12 protein-coding genes are annotated in these 18,905 nt (G+C 71.6%); 1 reads left to right on the plus strand and 11 read right to left on the minus strand.

The window, feature by feature from the left end:
• Positions 1 to 22: 22 nt before the first annotated feature.
• From ACYVLT_RS05605 to fabG, 4 genes are all read right to left on the minus strand, one after another.
• Positions 23 to 496, minus strand: a complete 474-nt coding sequence (locus ACYVLT_RS05605) for a YcxB family protein (protein WP_461119011.1) — start codon at positions 494 to 496, stop codon at positions 23 to 25.
• The gene (locus ACYVLT_RS05610; protein ID WP_461119012.1) at positions 493 to 1,521 is read right to left on the minus strand and encodes a ferrochelatase; all 1,029 of its coding nucleotides are present in this window, start codon (positions 1,519 to 1,521) and stop codon (positions 493 to 495) included. The genes ACYVLT_RS05605 and ACYVLT_RS05610 overlap by 4 nt, the downstream gene beginning before the upstream one ends.
• Positions 1,522 to 1,609: 88 nt before the next feature.
• Entirely contained in the window at positions 1,610 to 2,377 is a 768-nt protein-coding gene (gene fabI, locus ACYVLT_RS05615; RefSeq protein WP_461119013.1) for an enoyl-ACP reductase FabI, read from the minus strand.
• A 47-nt stretch (positions 2,378 to 2,424) separates the two neighbouring features.
• Complete coding sequence (gene fabG / locus ACYVLT_RS05620; RefSeq protein ID WP_461119014.1) at positions 2,425 to 3,129, minus strand: 3-oxoacyl-ACP reductase FabG; 705 nt, start codon at positions 3,127 to 3,129, stop codon at positions 2,425 to 2,427.
• A gap of 94 nt (positions 3,130 to 3,223) precedes the next feature.
• On the opposite strand from fabG, the gene ACYVLT_RS05625 reads away from it, so the two are divergent.
• Positions 3,224 to 5,890 (plus strand): FAD-binding and (Fe-S)-binding domain-containing protein, encoded by a 2,667-nt coding sequence (locus tag ACYVLT_RS05625; protein WP_461119015.1) that lies wholly within the window; start codon positions 3,224 to 3,226, stop codon positions 5,888 to 5,890.
• A gap of 160 nt (positions 5,891 to 6,050) precedes the next feature.
• Here the strand turns inward: ACYVLT_RS05625 and ACYVLT_RS05630 are convergent, their stop codons facing one another.
• The 7 genes from ACYVLT_RS05630 to ACYVLT_RS05660 form a co-directional block, all read right to left on the minus strand.
• Positions 6,051 to 7,223: a family 2 encapsulin nanocompartment cargo protein terpene cyclase gene (locus tag ACYVLT_RS05630; protein WP_461119016.1), complete on the minus strand. Its 1,173-nt coding sequence runs from the start codon at positions 7,221 to 7,223 to the stop codon at positions 6,051 to 6,053.
• Positions 7,220 to 8,074, minus strand: a complete 855-nt coding sequence (locus ACYVLT_RS05635) for a geranyl diphosphate 2-C-methyltransferase (RefSeq protein WP_461119017.1) — start codon at positions 8,072 to 8,074, stop codon at positions 7,220 to 7,222. Before ACYVLT_RS05635 ends, ACYVLT_RS05630 begins: the two co-directional genes overlap by 4 nt.
• 481 nt (positions 8,075 to 8,555) lie before the next feature.
• Positions 8,556 to 8,882: a divalent-cation tolerance protein CutA gene (gene cutA / locus ACYVLT_RS05640; protein ID WP_461119018.1), complete on the minus strand. Its 327-nt coding sequence runs from the start codon at positions 8,880 to 8,882 to the stop codon at positions 8,556 to 8,558.
• Between the two features lie 100 nt (positions 8,883 to 8,982).
• Entirely contained in the window at positions 8,983 to 9,981 is a 999-nt protein-coding gene (locus tag ACYVLT_RS05645) for a LacI family DNA-binding transcriptional regulator (protein ID WP_360462690.1), read from the minus strand.
• Between the two features lies 1 nt (position 9,982).
• The gene (locus tag ACYVLT_RS05650; protein WP_461119019.1) at positions 9,983 to 12,547 is read right to left on the minus strand and encodes a beta-glucosidase family protein; all 2,565 of its coding nucleotides are present in this window, start codon (positions 12,545 to 12,547) and stop codon (positions 9,983 to 9,985) included.
• Between the two features lie 272 nt (positions 12,548 to 12,819).
• Positions 12,820 to 15,756: a glycoside hydrolase family 48 protein gene (locus ACYVLT_RS05655; protein ID WP_461119020.1), complete on the minus strand. Its 2,937-nt coding sequence runs from the start codon at positions 15,754 to 15,756 to the stop codon at positions 12,820 to 12,822.
• A 118-nt stretch (positions 15,757 to 15,874) separates the two neighbouring features.
• Positions 15,875 to 18,817: a glycoside hydrolase family 9 protein gene (locus ACYVLT_RS05660; protein ID WP_461119021.1), complete on the minus strand. Its 2,943-nt coding sequence runs from the start codon at positions 18,815 to 18,817 to the stop codon at positions 15,875 to 15,877.
• Positions 18,818 to 18,905: the final 88 nt, after the last annotated feature.

The raw sequence follows: 18,905 nt of genomic DNA on the forward strand, positions 1-18,905 counted from the left end.
GGTACGCGGGCCCGGCGACAACTCAGGCGGCCGGGCCGACGTGTTCCACCAGCAGGGAGCGGAACCTCTCGACCGACTCGTCGTCCGCGAACGCCCGGTGCGGCACGGCGTACAAGGCGGTGGTGCCGGTCTTGAGCACGAAGCCGCGCGCCGTCTCCACCCACCCCGGCAGTTCGGCCCAGCTCAGCTCGCTGCGCGCGGCCTCGCCCACGGACATCCGCAGCGAGTGCGCGTCCGCCGTTCCGGTCACCGTCTTGGCCGCCAGCGGGTGGTTGTGGAAGTTCACCGCGGTGCCCACCGGCACCAGTGCGAGGATGATCACAGCGAGGACGACGCCGAACACGCCCGCCCACGTCATGCCCATCACCAGCACGACGACGCCCAGCACGCCGAGCACCGCGGCGAACCACGGCGCCCACCGGTACAGCGGCACGGCGATGCGCAACGCGTCACGCCAGTCCGCGGGCCGCGGCGACCAGCTGAAGTCCACGCTCATCGGCCCGCACCCGGCCGTTTCGCGGGCTCGCAGCACCGCGTGGCGCAGAACGCCCCGTTGGTGGTGCACCCGGCGATCGGGAAGTCCGACAGCTTGCGGGCGGGCGCGTCGGCCACGTGCTCGGCGACGAGCTCCGCCACGAGCCGGGCGAACCGGGGGTCGTCGTTGGGCGTGGCCGCGCGGGCGAAGCCCATGCCCAGCTCCTGGGCGCGCTCACGGGCCTCGGTGTCGAGGTCCCACACCACTTCCAGGTGATCGCTGACGAACCCGATCGGGCACACCACCACGTTGCGCACACCCTTGTCGTAGAGGGCGTCGAGGTGGTCCACGATGTCCGGCTCCAGCCACGGGATCTGCGGCGGACCGGACCGCGACTGCCACACCACGTCGAACTCGGGCACGCCCGCGGCCGCGGCGACCAGCCGGGACGCCTCGGCGACCTGCCGGGAGTAGAGGTGGCCGCCGTCCTCGGGCGGTCCGGCCGCCCGGTCCGCCGACACGGGCACCGAGTGCGCGGTGAACACCACCCGGAAGTCCTCGTCGGGCAACCGGTCCGCGGCCGCGCGCACGGCGTCGGCGAACGACTCCACGAACAGCGGGTGGTCGAAGAACTGGCGCAGCTTGACCAGCTCGGGCGCGTCCTCGACGGCCGCGCGGGCGCGCAGGACGTCCTCGTCGTACTGCCGGCACGCCGAGTAGCCGCCGTAGGCGCTGGTCGGGAAGACGAGGGCGCGCTCGACGCCGTCGGCCTTCATCTCGGCCAGCACGTCCTCGACCATCGGGTGCCAGTTGCGGTTGCCGAAGTAGATCGGCAGGTCGACCAGGCCGCGCACGGCCTCGATCGCGGCGCGGTTGAGCGCGTTGATCGGCGACACGCCGCCGAAGTGCTGGTAGTGCCGCTCGACCTCGTCCAACCGCTCGGGCGGTACGCCGCGACCTCGGGTCACGTTCTCCAGGAAGGGGCGGACGTCCTCGGGTCCTTCCGGTCCGCCGAAGGACAGCCAGAGCAGCGCGTCGTAACTCACCCGGACATCCTCGCGCCGGTGCCCCGACGGCGCACAACCGGGTCGGCGTGATCGACCGCACGCCGACCCGGTCCCGCGCGCTACCGGGCTACAGGCCCAGGAAGTGCACGCCGCCGTCCACGAACACCATCGAGCCGGTGGTGGCGGGGAACCAGTCGGACAGCAGCCCGCACACCGACCGGGCGACCGGCGTCGGGTCGTCGACGTCCCAGCCCAGCGGCGCCTTCTCGCCCCACATGGCCTCCAGGTCCGCGAAGCCGGGGATCGACTTGGCGGCCATCGTGCGCACCGGTCCGGCCGACACCAGGTTGACCCGGATGCCCCGGGGGCCGAGGTCGCGGGCGAGGTAGCGGTTGATCGACTCGAACGCCGCCTTGGCCGCGCCCATCCAGTTGTAGGCCGGCCACGCCTGGCGGGCGTCGAAGTCGAGGCCGACCACGGACGCGCCGCGGTCCATCAGCGGCAGGGTCGCCTGGACGAGCGCCTTGTAGGAGTACGCCGAGACGTGCATGGCCGTGGCCACGTCCTCCCAGGGCGCGTCCATGAACGGCGCGCCCAGGCACGACGGCGGCGCGTAACCGATCGCGTGCACGACGCCGTCCAAGCCGTCCACGTGCTCGCGCACCCGGTCGGCCAGCGTGTCCAGGTGCTCCTGGTTCTGCACGTCGAGCTCGACCACCGGCGCGGCCTGCGGCAGGCGCTTGGCGATGCGCTCCACGAGGCTCATCCGGCCGAAGCCGGTGAGCACGACCTGGGCACCCTGCTCCTGGGCGACCTTGGCCACGTGGAAGGCGATCGACGCGTCCGTGATCACCCCGGTGATCAGCAGCCGCTTGCCTTCGAGCAGTCCCGTCACTGAAACCCGTCCTCCGAGAGTGTTGGCTTTGATGCTGGTCTGGCGGCTCAGTGGCCCATGCCGAGGCCGCCGTCCACCGGCAGCACCGCGCCGGTGATGTACGCGGCGGCGTCGGAGGCCAGGAACGTGACGGCGGCGGCGATCTCGTCGGTCGTGCCGTAACGACCCGAGGGCACCTGCGCGAGGATCTGCTTCTTGCGGTCCTCGGGCAGCGCGTCGGTCATGTCGGTGGTGACGAAGCCGGGCGCGACGACGTTCGCGGTGATGTTGCGGGTGCCGAGTTCGCGGGCGATCGACCGGGCCACGCCCACCAGGCCAGCCTTGCTGGCCGCGTAGTTGACCTGGCCCGCGCCGCCGGTGAGGCCGACCACGGAGGAGATGAACACGATCCGGCCGTAGCGCTTGCGCAGCATGCCCTTGGACGCGCGCTGCGCCACCCGGAACGCGCCGGTCAGGTTGGCGTCCAGGACGCGGGTGAACTGCTCGTCGGTCATCCGCAGCAGCAGCGTGTCGTCGGTGATGCCCGCGTTGGCCACGACCACCTCGACCGGCCCGTGCGCGGCCTCGACCTCGGTGAACGCCGCGTCGACCTCGGCGGAGCTGGTCACGTCGCACTTGACGCCGAGCAGGCCCTCGGGAGCGCCGGACCCGCGGTGCGTCACCGCCACCTTGTCGCCCTGCGCCGCGAACGCCCGCGCGATCGCCAGACCGATGCCCCGGTTGCCGCCGGTGACCAGAACGGACCTCGACACGCTTGCTCCCATCGCTGCTGGTTGATGCGGGGCGAGGCTATCTCCTACCCCTAAGTGCGCCACCATTGGCCGGGGGGTGGACCAGAATCTGGCGATGACCGGTTTCATCGGACGACTCCGGGCCGAGGTGGACGGCGACGTGCTCGCCGACCCCGCCCACCGCGCCCTCTACTCCGTCGACGCCTCGAACTACCGGCACGTGCCGGAGGTCGTGGTGCGGCCGCGATCGGTGGACGCGGTGGTGGCGGCGGTCGGGGTGGCGGTCGAGCACGGCGTGCCGATCACCAACCGGGGCGCGGGCACGTCGATCGCGGGCAACTCGGCCGGTGCCGGCCTGGTGGTCGACTTCTCCCGCTACCTCGACCGGGTGATCTCGGTGGACCCGGTCGAGCGCCTCGCGGTGGTGCAGCCGGGCGTGGTGCTGGACCGGCTCAACGACGCGGCCCGGCCGCACGGGCTGGTGTTCGGGCCGGACCCGTCCACCCACTCCCGCTGCACGCTCGGCGGCATGATCGGCAACGACGCCTGCGGCGCGCACTCCGTGGCCTGGGGCAAGACCAGCGACAACGTGCGCGCGCTCGACGTGCTGCTGGCCGACGGCCGCCGGTTCGACACCCGCACTCCCCCGGCGCTGGACCTGCCCGAGGTCGACCCGTCCTGGTTCCCCGCGCTCGACCGGCGGGTGTCCGGCTACCGGTTGGACGCGCTACCGGACCTGACCAGGGCGTTGGTCGGTTCGGAGGGCACGTGCGCGACCGTGCTCGGCGCGACGGTGGAGCTGGTGCGGGCGCCACCGCGCCGGGTGCTGGCGGTGCTCGGCTTCGACGGCCCGTACGACGCCGCCGACCTGGCGCCCGGTCTGCGTGAACTGGACGTGCTCACGATCGAGGGCCTCAACGCCGAGCTGGCCCGGGCGGCGGGCGAGTCCCGGCGGTTGCTGCCGCCCGGTCGGAGCTGGCTGTTCGTGGAGGCGGTCGAGGACGCGGTCGCGCACCGGGCCGCCGCCCTCGCGCCTCACTCGGTGGTGGTGACCGATCCGGGACGGCAGCGTGCGCTGTGGCGGGTGCGTGAGGACGGCGCGGGTCTGGCGACCCGGATGCCCGACGGTGGCGAGGCGTGGTCGGGGTGGGAGGACGCGGCCGTGCCGCCCGAGCGGCTGGGCGCCTACCTGCGCGAGTTCGACGCGCTGCTGGCCGGGCACGGCCGGCGCGGCATCACCTACGGGCACTACGGCGAGGGCTGCGTGCACGTGCGGATCGACTTCGACTTCCGGCGCGGGCACCGGTCGTTCCTGCACGACGCGGCCGACCTGGTGGTGGCGCACGGCGGGTCGCTGTCCGGCGAGCACGGCGACGGGCAGGCGCGGTCGGAGCTGCTGCCCCGGATGTACCCGCCGGCCGCGATCGAGGCGTTCGGGAGGTTCAAGGCGGCGTTCGACCCGGACAACCGGATGAACCCGGGCCGGATCGTGGCGCCGGTGAAGCTGGACGCGGACCTGCGCGTGCTGGTCGCGCCCCCGGTGATCCCGACCAGGGCGAAGCTCGCGCTGCACGCCGACGGCGGTGACCTGGCGGCGGCGACGCGGCGGTGCGTGGGCGTGGGCAAGTGCCTGAACACCGCCGGCGGGGTGATGTGCCCGAGCTACCGGGTGACGAAGGAGGAGAAGCACTCCACCCGGGGTCGGGCGCGGCTGCTGTTCGAGATGCTCGGCGGGCAGGTGGTGCGCGGCGGGTGGCGTTCGGCGGAGGTCCGGGACGCGCTCGACCTGTGCCTGGGCTGCAAGGGGTGCAAGCGCGACTGCCCGGTGGACGTGGACATGGCCGCGTACAAGGCTGAGTTCCTGCACCACCACTACCGGGGACGGGTGCGCCCGGCGGCGCACTACTCGATGGGCTGGCTGCCGCTGTGGTTGCGGCTGCGGTTGGTGAACGGGCTCACCGCCCGGTTCGGGCGGTTCGGCGGCCTGGCACCGCAACGTCCGCTGCCGACGCCGGTGCGGTCGTTCCAGTCGCGGTTCGCGGCCTCCGCCCGCGGTGCGGCCGTGCGTCGGACGACGGCCGGTGACCGGGTGCTGTTGTTCCCCGACACGTTCACCAACCACTTCGAGCCGGGTGTCGGTTTCGACGCGGCGGCGGTGCTCGGTCACGCCGGGCAGGGCGTCGAGGTGCCGAGGTCGGCGGTGTGCTGCGGGCTGACGTGGTTCTCCACCGGCCAGTTGGGCATCGCCCGGCGGGTGGTCAGGCGGACGGCCCGCGTGCTGCGGCCGTGGACGCGGGACGGCGTGCCGGTGGTGGGGTTGGAGCCGAGCTGCACGGCGTTCCTGCGCTCCGACGCGTTGGAGGTCGCCGGCGACGACCCGGACGTGGTGCGGCTGGCCGAGTCGGTGCGCACGTTCGCCGAGCACGTGTCGCCGCTGCTGGAGCCGGTGGCGGGCACCGGTCGGGCGGTGGTGCAGCCGCACTGCCACCAGTACGCGGAGCTGGGGTTCGACGCCGACCGGGAGCTGCTGGCCAAGACCGGGGTGAGCGCGTCGGTGCTGGAGGGGTGCTGCGGGCTGGCGGGCAACTTCGGCTTCGAACGCGGCCACTACGACGTGTCGATGGCGGTGGGCGAGCAGACCCTGTTCCCGGCCGTGCGGTCCGCCGGCGGTGACACGGCGGTCGTGGCGGACGGCTTCAGCTGCCGCACGCAGGTCCGGCACGGTTGCGCCGCCGAACCGGTGCACACCGCCACCCTGGTCCGGCGGCGGTTGGGGCTCTAGGACCGGAGTTCCACCGACCACCTCGTGGTGGTTCGAGCGGGAAATCGGGGTGTTCCGCGCGTCGCTCGCCGAGGAGCGCACGGCGACGGAGGCCGGTGTCAGGTGGCCGGCCGGCGCGACGCGTGCGGCGCCGCGCCGGCCGGGCACCTGGAGCAAAGGGTCACGCGGTGCGGTAGCGGGGGTTGGTGGCGTGCCACTCGAAGCCGCCGCCCATCCAGGACCGCACGCCGCGCAGGAAGCGCTGGAGTTCGGGTGACGGCACCGGCAGCAGGCTCTCGTGCAGCGCCTGGAAGTCGTGGACGAGCTGGTTGTGCAGGTCGACGGTGACCTCGGTCGCCTCCTCGGTCGAACAGCCACGGTCCGCGGCGATCTGGAGCACCATGTTGCACACCGGGTTCGGGTCGGCGGCGTCCTTGGCCACCGAGTGCAGGTCGTTCACCAGCACCGACGCGGTGCCCGCCTGCATGAGCGCACGGCGCACCCGCGGCTCGTAGTACAGGTTGGCGGGCAGCTCGTAGCCGCCGACGGCGTCCACCAGCGTCATCGACGTGTAGAAGCTGTCGTGCTGCCGGGTGGCGAGGTACTCCCAGGCCGGCGGGTACGCGCCGGTGTGCCGCCACGCGGCGTAGGTGTCCCAGCTGACGAACATCGCGAACGTGGCGTAGCACGCCCGCTGCACCTGGGCCGGTGTGCCGTGCCGCCCCAGGTGCTCGACGCCCGTGCGCAGCGCCACCAGCACCCGGTCGGACTCCAGCGCCTCCGCCAACGGCTCGGAGAACTCGCCCACGGGCGCGACCTGGTCCATCGCGGCCATCGCCAGCGACAGCTTCGCCGGCAGTTCCGTCGGCGTGGCGCCCATCCCGCTGTCGTCGGCGTACAGGTCGTCGGCGGCCCACCACGCGGCGTTGAGCTTCGCCGCGATCAGCAGGTGCTCCGGGTCGTCGGTGTCGACGTGCGCGAGCACCGCCAGCCGCCCGAACCCGGCCTTGCGCATCAGCTCCTGCTCGTCGTCGGTGAAGCCGCAGTCGCGGGCCCACCGGACCAGCAGGTCGTCGACCTCGTCGGCGAGCCGGTCGTCGGTCCGCTCGGCCACCGGGACGTACAGGGGGGACGCCGACCCGTCGCCCCACTCCCGCCACGCGTACGCGGGATCGGGCAGCGGGTCGGTCGGTGCGACGCCGGACGGCGGGCTCGGCAGTGCGACGCCGGGCACCGGGTCGGTCGATGCGGTGCCCGGCGCCTGGTCGGTCAGCGCGGCGGCCAGCCGGGCCGCGGACGTGCCCAGCCCGGTCGGCCCGGCCAGCGCCGCGGCGAGCCCGTCCAGCGTGGTCATCGCACCCGATCCGCGGCGATCAGCAGGTAGTGGAAGCTGCCCTCCCGGTAGGCCTGGAGGAACGACTTCTCCACCCCCGTCGCGACCGACGAGCGCTCCCGCAGCTCCCAGTACGGGATGGTGAGCGGCGTCAGGTCGACCACCTCCATCGGCACCAACCCGTTCGCCGCCAGGGCCTTGAAGTACTCGCCGCGCGAGTGGACGCTGCACGTGTAGCGCTCGTCGATCTGGCTCACGGCCTTGGACCGGCCGCCGGTGACGTCGTTGTAGCAGCCCGTGATGCACACGTACCGGCCACCGTGCGCCAGCAGCCGGGAGAACTCGCCGAACAGCTCGAACAGGTCGACGTACATCGTGGTCTCGTTGGTCCAGATGCCCGCGAAACCGCCGGTCTCGAACCCGGTGTCGAGCATGTTGCGGAAGTGGAACCGCACCTGGTCCGCCACGTCCCACTTGGCGGCCTGGGCGTTGGCGAACTCGACCTGCTTCTCCGAGATCGTCACGCCGTCCACGCGGCAGCCGAACCTGCGGTTGGCCATGAGGCTGGTGCCGCCGCGGCCGGACCCGCCGTCGAGCAGGCGGTCCTGCGGCCGGATCGGGCCGAGGTGGTCGAGCAGCATGGTGGCCTGCGCGCTCTCCAACCGGTGCAGTTCGGCGATCACCCGTGCGTCGCGGGTCTCCTCCGGGCCGGCCAGCACCGACTCGTCGTACGCGCCCACCCCGTAGTGGTGGTGGTAGATCCCGTCGACCTCGCCGAGCTTGATGTTCACCGGGTCGCGCTCGGCGTTCCAGTACGCCGCCACGGACTTCTGGTAGTCGGTGCGCAGGACGGGCGATGCCTCGATCGTCATCTGGTTCGTTCTCCTTGACGGGATGGCGTTGTCAGCGGGCATTCCCGACGCCGTCGGGAATGCCCGACACATTCGGGACCAGGGCCGGAAACCCGCGTCCTCCGACCGTCACGACGGACACCCACCCAATCCCCCGCCCGGGCCCGGTGCGGCCGATTTCTTCGAGCACATAAGGGTTTCGAGTGCGGGCAACGGTCGCGGACATGTGTTCCGATCGGCAACAGCGCCCCACGCTAGCACCGGCTCCGGCGACGGTAAGTCCCCTGAAGGGGTGCTCCGATCGTGAATACCGGGCTGTCGTAATCGAAGGCACGATCCGGTGAAAAACAATTCGACGATGACGCAACGCAGTCGACGTCACGGGGACTAGTCACCCGGTCGCCCGCCACGATCGGGTGACACTCGATGGAACGAGTAGAGCCGTCCGCTCAGCGCGGTCACCGGTGGTGCGCACGGCGGGCGACGCGTTGCGTCAACCGGGTTACCCGGGCCTGGTCTCGTCGGTGAGCCAAGCGAGGTAGTCGGTGTTGCCGCCGAGCACCGGCAGGGCCAGCACCTCGGGCACGTCGTAGGTGTGGCGCGCCTTGACGAACTCGGTCAGCTCGTCCACCCGGTCGTAGGCGGTCTTGATCCACAGCTGCCACTCGCGGTCGTCGTGCACCTCGCCGTCCCACCGGTAGACGCTCCGGACCGGGCCGCCGATCTGCACGCAGGCGGCCAGACGCGCCTCGACGATCGCCCGCGCCAACGCGCCCGCCGCCTCCTCGCTGTCGGTGGTGGTGATGACCACGACGTGGTTGTCGCTCATCCACCGGAGGGTAGCGCGCGGCACCCCGGCGGCGCGTCGGCGACCGCAGCGGTCGACCGGGCGACGGACGCGGCGGACAACGCGTCCGCGAACGCCGTGGTCAGCGCGTCGTGCTGGCCCGCTCGGTGAGCCGCGGCTGCAACAGGGTCAACGGGGGCGTCGGGGTCCGGTCGAGCTTGGCCATCAGCAACGCCACCGCGTGGTGCCCCAGCTGCTCCGCGGGCACGGCCACCGAGGTCAGCGGCGGCATCAGCCGCTCGGCCTGGTCGTCCGGGCAGATCGCGATCACCGCGACGTCGTCGGGCACCTTGCGGCCCAGCGACCGCAACACCTCGACCACCGACGGCAGCGCGGCCTCGTTGTGCACCACCAGACCCGTCACGGTCGGGTGGCGTTCCAGCAGGCCGGTGATCGCCACCCGGACCGACTCGTGGTCGGTGTCGGTGGGCAGGGTGGTCGAGGAGACGCCGCGGCGCATCGCCGCCGCGCTGAACCCGGCCATGGTGCGGTGCGCGAACCCGGTGTCGCGCTGGTAGACCGCGCGCGGCGCGCCGACCAGCGCCACGTAGGTGTGCCCGAGGTCGGCCAGGTGGTCCACGCACCGCGAGCCCGCCTCGGCGAAGTCGAGGTCCACGCACGTCAACCCGGCCGCGTCGGCGGGGAAGCCGATGAGCACCGAGGGCCGGTCCAGCTCCCGCAGCACGGGCACGCGCTCGTCGTGCATCTCCACGTCCATCACGAGCAACCCGTCGACCTGCGCGCTGCCCGCGACCCGGCGCAGTCCCGCCGCGCCCTGGTCCGCGGTCACCAGCAGCACGTCGTGGTCGTGCCGGCGGGCCGCGTTCGCGACCGCGACGACGAACTGCATCAGCACCGGCATGTGCATGCCCTCGCGCATCGGCAGCACCAGCGCCAGCACGTTGGCGCGGTTGCTGGCCAGCGACCGGGCGCCCGCGTGCGGGTGGTAGCCCAGTTCCCGCACGCTCGCCTCGACCCTGGCCTTGGTGGCCGAGGAGATCGAGCGGCGGCCGGTGAGCACGTACGACACCGTGCTGGGCGCGACCCCGGCGTGCCGCGCGACATCGGCGATGGTCACCACGTCAACGCACCTCCCGCACCCGCACGCCCGCCGCCTGCGCGGTGAGCACGACCGAACCGCCGTCGACCGAGATCCGGGTGTCCGGTGGCGCGGACCAGGACTCGTCGGTCACGTCGTGGAACGCGATCCACGCACCGGCCCGGGTGAACACGACCTCGTCGTCCACCAGCCGCACGCCGTCGCAGTCGTCGAAGTCCGCGGCGGGCAACGCGCCGGCGCGCGGCGCGATCCTCTCCCCCGGCACGTCCACGACCAGCCGCGCCCGGATGTCCCGCGACGAGGAGCCCGCGCACATCTCGTACCGCCCCGCCTCCACCACGCGCCGGCCGGTGATGACGTCCCAGTGCCACAGCCGGTCCGCGGTCAGCTCGACCACCGCGGTCCGCCCCGGCTCCAGGTGCACCCGGTGGAACGACTGGAGCTCGCGCACCGGCCGGCGCACCCGCGAGTCGAGCGCGGAGGAGTACAGCTGCACGACCTCCGCCCCCGCCACGTCACCGGTGTTGGTGACGGACACCTTGGCGACGCCGTCGGCCCACTCCAGCTCCGAGTACTCGAAGGTGGTGTAGCCCAGCCCGTGGCCGAACGGGAACAGCGGTTCCCCGGTGAAGTACAGGTACGTGCCGCCCGCGCGGATGATGTCGTAGTCGAAGATGTCCGGCAGGTCGTCGTCGCCCCGGTACCAGGTCTGGGTCAGCTTCCCCGACGGCGAGAACGCGCCGAACAACGCCTCGGCGACCGCCCGGCCCTGCTCCTGCCCGCCGTGCGCGGTCCACACGATGGCCGGGAGGTGCTCCTCCTCGCCGTCCAGCGCGTAGGGGTAGCTGCTCACGAGCACCAACACCGTGTTCGGGTTCGCCGCGCGCACCGCGCGCACCAGGTCCAGCGACGGCAGCCGCAGCGTGGTGCGGTCCTGGGTCTCCCGGCCGTTGATGTGCGGGTCGTTGCCCAGCACCAGCACGGCGGTGTCGGCCCGCGCCGCCGCCTCGGCCGCCGCGGCGAGCCCGTCCACCACCCGTTCGATCGCGAACGGCGTGGCGTCCAGGCGGGTGCTCCCCCGCACCGTCGCCGGGTTGTCGAGCCCGCCGACCACGTTGTGCAGCACCACACCGCCGTCGGTCGACCTGGGCTCGAACAGCTCGCGCACGTCCCAGCCGCCCGGCGTGATCGCGGTGGCCACCAACGACCCGTCGTCGGCCACGCCCAGGTAGCGGCGTGACGCCACGTCCCGCAGCGTCCACACGCCGTCGCCCCAGTCGAAGCGGTCGAACAGCGCGCGCTCGCCCAGTCCCACGACACCGCCGCGCACACCGAGGTAGCGGCCGTCCGCCGCGCGCAGCGCGATCCGGTCGACCCCCTCGGTGCAGGAGACGGCGGCGAACTCCTCCAGTCCTCTTCGGACGGTCACCTGGTACGGCGGGGTGCCGCTGTACCAGTCCTCGAACAGCGCGTCCGCGTGCGTGCCGATGACGGCGAGCTCCGTGCCGCGCGCCAACGGCAGCAGGGACTCGTTGCGCAGCAGCACGACCGCCTGCCGCGCGGCCTCCAAGGCCAGCTCGCCGTGCGTGCCGATCACGTCGGAGGTGATCGCCGCGTAGGGGTTCCCCTCGGGCGGGTCGAACTCGCCGAGCCGGAACCGCAGCGCGAGCACCCGGCCGACGGCCCGGTCGACCACGTCCCGGTGCACCAGGCCGTCCTTGATCGCCGCGGTGACGCTCTCGATCATGAACGTGGCGTCGGCGTCGTCGGTGGTGAAGTTGTCCAGGCCCGCGTTGAGCAGCGCCGCGTGCCCCTCGGCCTGGGTCGGCAGGTACGCCTGGAGCCCGGCCACGTTCTGCGGCGCGTACGCGTCGCTGACCACCGCGACGCCGTGCGGCGACCACGTCTGCAACTCCTGCTCCAGCAACGGGCTCAGGTGCGCGGGGCGGCCGTTGACGAGGTTGTAGGACGGCATCACGGCGACCGCCGCGCCCGCCTCGATCGGGCCGCGGAAGCACGGCAGCTCGTACTCGTGCAGCACCCGCGGTCGGAGGTCGGAGGACGTGACGCAGCGGTCGTCCTCGTTGTTGTAGCCCAGGAAGTGCTTCAGCGTGGGCGCGGTCCGCAGGTAGCGCGGGTGGTCGCCGCGCAACCCGCTCGCGTACGCCGTGCCCATGGCCGCGGTCAGCGTCGGGTCCTCGGAGTAGCCCTCCTCGTTGCGGCCCCAACGCGGGTCGCGCAGCGGGTTCACCACCGGCGCCCACACGTTCAGGCCGTGCTTGACCGGGTCGAGGTGGTGGAAGCCGCGCGCCTCGACGCCGACCGCCTCGCCGACCCGCCGCACGAGCCCGGTGTCCCACGAGGACGCGAGCCCGACGGGTTGCGGGAACACCGTGGCCACCCCCGACCAGGCGACGCCGTGCAACGCCTCCGTGCCGGTGCGGAACGCCGCCAGCCCGAGTCTGGGCACGGCCGGCTGGTGCTGGTGCAGCAGTGCCACCTTCTCCTCGTCGGTCAGCCGGCCGAGCAGGTCGGTCACCCTGTCCTCGACCGGCAGACCCGGATCGCGGAACGGCTGCGGGTCCACGGCGCCCCTCTCGCGGTCGTCGATTTATTCGAATGTGCAGCTCACTGAATCGAATCGTTTCGATCGTTGCGAAATCAATGCCGACCGGAGTCAGCGATGCGGAGTGCCAGAAATGTGGCACAGCTCTCTCACCCGCGTCAACACCGAAGTTTCAAGGTTGTTTCATGGCGGTCTCAATAGTCGAACGCGTTCGACTATTGAGACGTGCGGCGACACGCCGAACACCCCCCTCACCACGTCGTGAGGGGGGTGCCGGCGCGACCTTCTCAGGTCTACCCGAACAGCTCCACGTGCAGCTGGAACGCCGTGGCGATCTCAGCCTGCGCCCAGAACCGGTGGTAGGTGAAGGTCGGCGCGGGGCCGCCGTCCAGGTACGCCTGGACCTTGGGCCAGTCCTTGTCCTGCTTGAACATCGAGCGGATGTCCACGAAGGACACACCGGGCTTGATCTGGTCGCCGTTGGGCATGTCGCCCGACCAGCCCGTCGGAACGTACGGACCCTCACGCGTCGACGTGTTGTAGACGTCGTCGAAGCGGTTGTAGTCCTTGCGCTGCTCCGGAACCGCGATGCCCTTGTCGTCCTTGTGCGCCAGCATCGCCGTCAAGAGGCCCTCACCGACGGTCTTCGCCTGGGCGTTGCCCGACTTGGCCGCGTAGTTGAGGAGCGTCTTGGCGTAGGACGCGGCGATGCCGACGTCCTGGCTGTGGTTGTCGACGGTCACGCGCAGGCCCGCGTTGGCGCCGGGGTTGGTGGCGTTCCAGTTGTCCGGAGCGCCCGTCCAGGTCAGGTCGTTCGGGATCTGGAACTGGCCGCCGGTGCCGACGGTGGTGTTCGCGATGGCCCAGGGGACCCACTTGTCGAGGATCTTCTTGGCCGTCGCGTTGCCCGTCTTCTCGTACAGGGCGGCGGTGCGCTCCATCTGCCACGCCTGGAAGCCGAACCAGCGGTTCGACGGCGGGTCGCGCCACACCGGGTGGGCGTCGTAGTACATGCCGTAGAACGTCGGCGTGCCCGCCGGCGGGGCGGCGTACTGGCCCTCCCAGCTGTTCGTGACACCGCCGGCGATGGCGCCGTCGGCCGACTGCAGCCACTGGAGCATCTCCAGCTGGCGGGTCATCGACGTGGCCCAGTCCTGCTGGCCGGTCGCCGACTTCGGCTTCAGCGCGGGCACGTTCGCCAACGCGTAGGCCGCCAACGGGTTCTGGTAACCCTGGTGCGACGCGCCGTCACCGATGCGCCACGCCCAACCCGCGGACGTGTCGGTCGCGCCGCCCCACGCGTAGTACCAGGACATCAGGTAGTGCGCGCTGTCCTTGCCGGTACCCGCCGGGCAGCTGGTGCTGGCGCAGTTGCCGATCTTCTTGAAGTACTTGTCGAACATGGCGTAGCGGAGGTAGTCGCCCATCTTGGCGGCCTTCTCCAGCTCGGGCGCGACCTCGGCGGCCTTGCCCTGCTCGGTCGCCCACTCCTGCGCCAGCATGGCCACCTGCACCGCACGCGCGTCGGCGTCCGGGGCGTTGGTGTACTTCCACTGCTTGGCGTAGCTGGCGTCCTTGGTGAACAGGTCGAGGAAGCCGTTGGGGCCACCGTGCGCGAAGGTGTCGCAGGACGGCTGCGGGATGGTCTCCCACACCGACTCCGACGAACCGCGCTGGTAGGTGTTGATGTACGCGGGCAACGCGTCCGACTCGTCGCCGCACCGGCCGAAGCCGTAGGTGTTGTCGACGTCGAGCAGCCAGTGCATGCCGTAGATGTCGCTGTTGCCGTAGGCCGCCTTCAGCTCGGCCGCGATCGGGTCGCGACCCACCGGCACGCCGGAGTCCAGCACCGACGGGTACTGGTCCATCCGCGGGTGCTCGGGGGCGTACGTCGCCGGCTTGGAGGCGTCGTACTTGTCGTTGGTCGGCTGGTCCGCCTTGGCCGGGATGATGTACTTCTCCATCGAGGCCCAGGCCTTCTTGAACGGCGCCCAGTCACCCACGATCTTGCCGTAGCTGGCCTCCAGCCACAGGTAGTAGCTGAACGCCTCGGACGTGGTCTGGTGACCGTGGTCCGGCGCCTCGACCATCAGCGTCTCGATCGAGTGGTACGGCACCTTCAGGCCATCGGAGAAGGTGCGGAAGTAGCCGCTCGCCGGGTCGTTGATCTTGGCGTAGAGGTCCAGGAACTCCTGCTCGAACCGCGAGGTGTCGGCGCTGGTCTCGCGGACCTCGACCGTCGCCGCGGCCGCACCGGTGGCGCTCGCGGTGAAGGTGGCCGTGGCCAGTTCGCCGCCGTTGGCCGCCGAGGTGACCGTGACGTTCTGCTTGGTCGACCAGTTGGTCGGCGTGAACGTCAGCGAGACCGGGCCGGCCGTGAGGTCGGTGCTGCCGCCCGAACGCCCCACGGTGACCGTCACGTTCGCGGTCGGCGCGGTGGCCAGTGAGACACCGAAGGTGCCGGTGCCGCCCTGCCGCACGGTCAGCGACGCCGGGCTCGCCTGGATCGCCTGGCCCGCGATGACGCGGATGCTCGCGATGCTGGAGTTGCCGATGCCGCCCTTGTCATCGGTGGCGCGGGCCACGATCGCGTGCTCGCCCACGGTCGCGCCGGTCCACGAACCCGTGTACGGGGAGCTCGTGTCGGTCGCGACGACCACGCCGTCGGCCAGGAACTCGACCTTGGAGACGGTGCCGTCGGTGTCCGACGCGGTGGCCGCCAGCGGGATCGCCTGGCCGGACTGGAACGTCTGCGCCGGCGTCGGCGACGTCAGCGTCGCCGTCGGGTTGACGTTGACGTTCGGACCGGTGCAGCGGGTGCCGTTGAGGGCGAAGTCCGTGGGCGGCCGGTTCTGGCCGGTCCACGAGCCGTTGAAGCCCGGCGTGACGGTGGCGCCCGTGCCGAGGTTCGGTGCCCAGCCCGGCGCCGCCACGGTCACGACGCTGCCGCTCTGCGTGAACGTGCCGTTCCAGCCCTGCTGCACGCGCTGGCCGTCCGGGAAGGTCCACGTGAGGCGCCAGTTGTTGACCGCGTCACCTTCGTTGCGAATCGAAACGTTGGCGCCGAAGCCACCCTGCCACTGGTTCGTGACCTGGTAGTTGACCGTGCAAGCCACGGCCGCGTTCGCCACCGGCGCGACGAACGGCATAACACCCGCGGCGGTTGCCGCCGCGGCCATCAGCGCGAGCGGACCGGTGCGCAACCGTCCCGCTCTGGTGCGGTACCTCATGCGTCCTCCTCCTGCACGGATCAGCCATTGACCCGCGAAGCTTGAAAGGGGCGTGGCGGGGAGTGGGGTCGGCACGGGACGCCTGGGCGCGCAGAACGCCCCGTGCCGAGTCTGGGTGCTAGGGCTCCACGCCCCAGGCGAGGGAACCGCCGGTGTAGGCGGTCACCCGGTCGAAGTCGGTGAGGGTCGCGCTGACCCGGTAGCTGTGGTCGTCGGCCTGGTTGAAGGTCGACCAGTCGGACTTGGCCACCCGCAACTGGATGTCGCCGGTGCTCGCGCCGGGCGCGAGGCTGCCCGCGGTGAACGACACCTGGAGGTAGGAGTCCGCGCCGGGTCGGGCGTTGGGCAGCTTCACCACGGTGGCGCGCACGTTCGCGCAGCCGACCACGGCCCAGTCGCAGAACACCTGGTAGTTGGCGTTGGCCGAGTCACCGGTGAACCAGTACCGGGCGGTGACGGTGGACCGGTCGACCGCCGTCGTGCCGCGGTTGACCAGGGCGAGCGTCGCGCCGATCTGGTTGGCGCTCGCCGCGCCGTTGCCGCGCTGCTGCACGACGAGCGGGCCGCCGGTGCCGACCGGCTTGGTCCGGAACGCCACCGGGGTGCTGGACGCGGAGACGTTGCCGGAGGTGTCCCTGGCACGGACGGTGAACGTGTAGTCGGTGTCCGGGGTGAGGCCGGTGAGCTGGTGACTGGCACCGGTGGTGGTGGCCACGACCGTCCCGTCCGAGCGCTCGACGTAGTAACCTGCCACGCCCCGGTTGTCCGTGGAGGGCGTCCACGTCAACGTGGCGCTCGTGGCGGTGATCGCGGAGGCGACCGGTCCACCCGGGACGGTCGGCGGCTCGGGGTCGTCGTCGACGATGGTGGTGAAGGTGATGGGCGTGCTCCGCGCGGACAGGTTGCCCGCCGCGTCCTTGGCACGCACGGAGAACGTGTGCGTGCCCGGAGCCAGGCCGGTGAGCAGGAACGTCGGGGTGGCCGTGGCACCTACGACCGTGCCATCCGCCCGGAGCACGTCGTAGCCGGTCACCCCGACGTTGTCGGTGGAGGCCACCCAGCTGAGGGTGGCACTGGTCGAGCCGACGCCCGAGACCCGCAACGAGAGCGGGACGGTCGGCGCCTCGCGGTCCTCGACCGCCGGGCCGGGCTCCCGGCCCCAGACGACCTGGCCGTCCTGGGCCAGCACCACGCGGTCGGTCTGCGCGACAGTGTTGCCCGTGCCCAGGCCGGCGTAGGACCAGTCGTTGGTCGGGTCCCAGGTGCCCGTGCTGGTGATGCGGAACTGCACCTCGTGCCGGTGCGCGGACTGGCCGCCGGGGTAGACGCCCGGGCACGGCACGTCCACGTAGTACACCGAGCCGCTGTGCTGCCTGGGAGCGCTCGGCGTGCCGCACTGGTTGTAGTTCGTGGCGACGGTGACCTGGTTCGGCGTGGTCGCGCCGTCGAGGGTGAAGTAGTAGCGCAGCGAGCCGTTGAACATCCGGGCGGGCCAGGCGGACTTGTTGAGCACGAACGCCTTGATCTCGGTGAAGCCGGGCGCGCTCTGGTTGACCGAGGCCTGCACGGTCAGCTCGGGGCCGTCGGTGGCCTCGGCGACCGGGAAGTTCGCCGACGGCGTGCCGCCGTACTCCTTGTACAGCCGGGCGAGCGCGCCGGTGAAGGCGGCGTTGTAGTCCAGCGCGACCTCGTTGGCGACGAAGTCGGTGCGGTCGTCCTTGTATGCGTCGTTGTTCGTGCCGGGACCGCCGACCAGCGCGCCGTACAGGACGTGCCTGCTGGTCACCGGTTCCTGCATGGTGTCGGCCCACGCGCCGTGCGCGGTGCGGTGGTGCGGGTTGCGCGGCGGTGTGGCGCCGAAGCCGACGACGTAGCTGGCGTTGCGCGGGTTGTCGCCGAGGGCGTAGTTGATCTGCCGCGCGCCGAAGTCGTGGTAGGTGGTCGCCCTCGCGGCGTCGCGATCGCGCAGCCAGTCGCTGTAGACCAGCGCGACGAACGCGGTGTTGGCCGCGTACCGCAGGGAGCCCCAGGTGTCGAGGTGCGCTTGGCCGCCCGGCGAGTAGCGCACGCGGTTGCCGTTGTAGCCGGTGGTCCAGTAGTCCAGCCAGCGGTTGGCGTCGGCGACGTACTCGGCCTCGCCGGTGAGCTTGGCCATCAGGGCGTACGCGCCGTAGGACTTGTCGTCCCAGGCGATGGTCCACCGGTAGGACCGCGTGGTGGTCTGCGGCTCGGTGGACAGCTTCGGGTACTCCGCCTTGGCCTTGGCCAGGTAGCTCGCGTCACCGGTCGCCCGGTACAGCCAGATCGCGCCCCACACGAGCTCGTCCTGGTAGCCGCTCCAGGAGTTGTAGAACTTCGAGGCGTCGGTGATGCAGGAGCTGTACTTGCCGCGGTAGGTGTCGGCGAAGCTGTAGAGCTGCTCGGCGTGGGTCAGCAGCGTGGCCGCGTAGGTGGGATCGGTCTGCTTGAACACCATCGAGGCCGACGCCATCGCCGCCGCGTACTCGCCCGCGAGGTCCGAGCCGGGACAGGACGCGTCCACCTTGTACGACGGGCGCGGCATCTGCATGACCTCCGCGGCGCCCCACCACTTGTGGTCGTCGTCGCCCGCGCCGACCTGCCCGTACACCACGTTCGGCGACGGGTGCGCCTTGATGATCCAGTCCGTGCCCCACTTGAGGTTGGCCATCAGGTGCCGCAGCTGACCCGAGCTCTCGTAGGCGTCGCGGTTCTCCACCGCGCCCCAGGCGAGCATCGACATCGTGGCCGCGAACGGGAGGCCGAACTTCACGTGGTCGCCCGCGTCGTAGAAGCCGCCCGAGAGGTCGACGCCCACGTCGCTGCCGTCGCGCAACGCCGAGTCGCCGCGCCAGTTCACCCGGTTGTCGGCGGGCAGGTCGCCGGAGCGCTGGGCGTCGTAGAACCAGATCGACTTCTGCAGGGCCTCGCCGTAGTTGAACGCGGGCGCGGCCGTCGCGGACGGCTGGAACGGGGTCAGCGTCGAGGCGCTGACCAGCACGGCTAGCGTGCCGGCCAGGGCTCCGGACATGCGTCGTCGCATGCGGTGCCTCCAAGGGGCAGGGCGGTGGAGGTTTCTGGGAGCGCTCCCAGTCCGGGACTGTAACCGCATAGAAACACCGTGAAAAGAG

This window comes from Saccharothrix stipae (genome assembly GCF_054781895.1).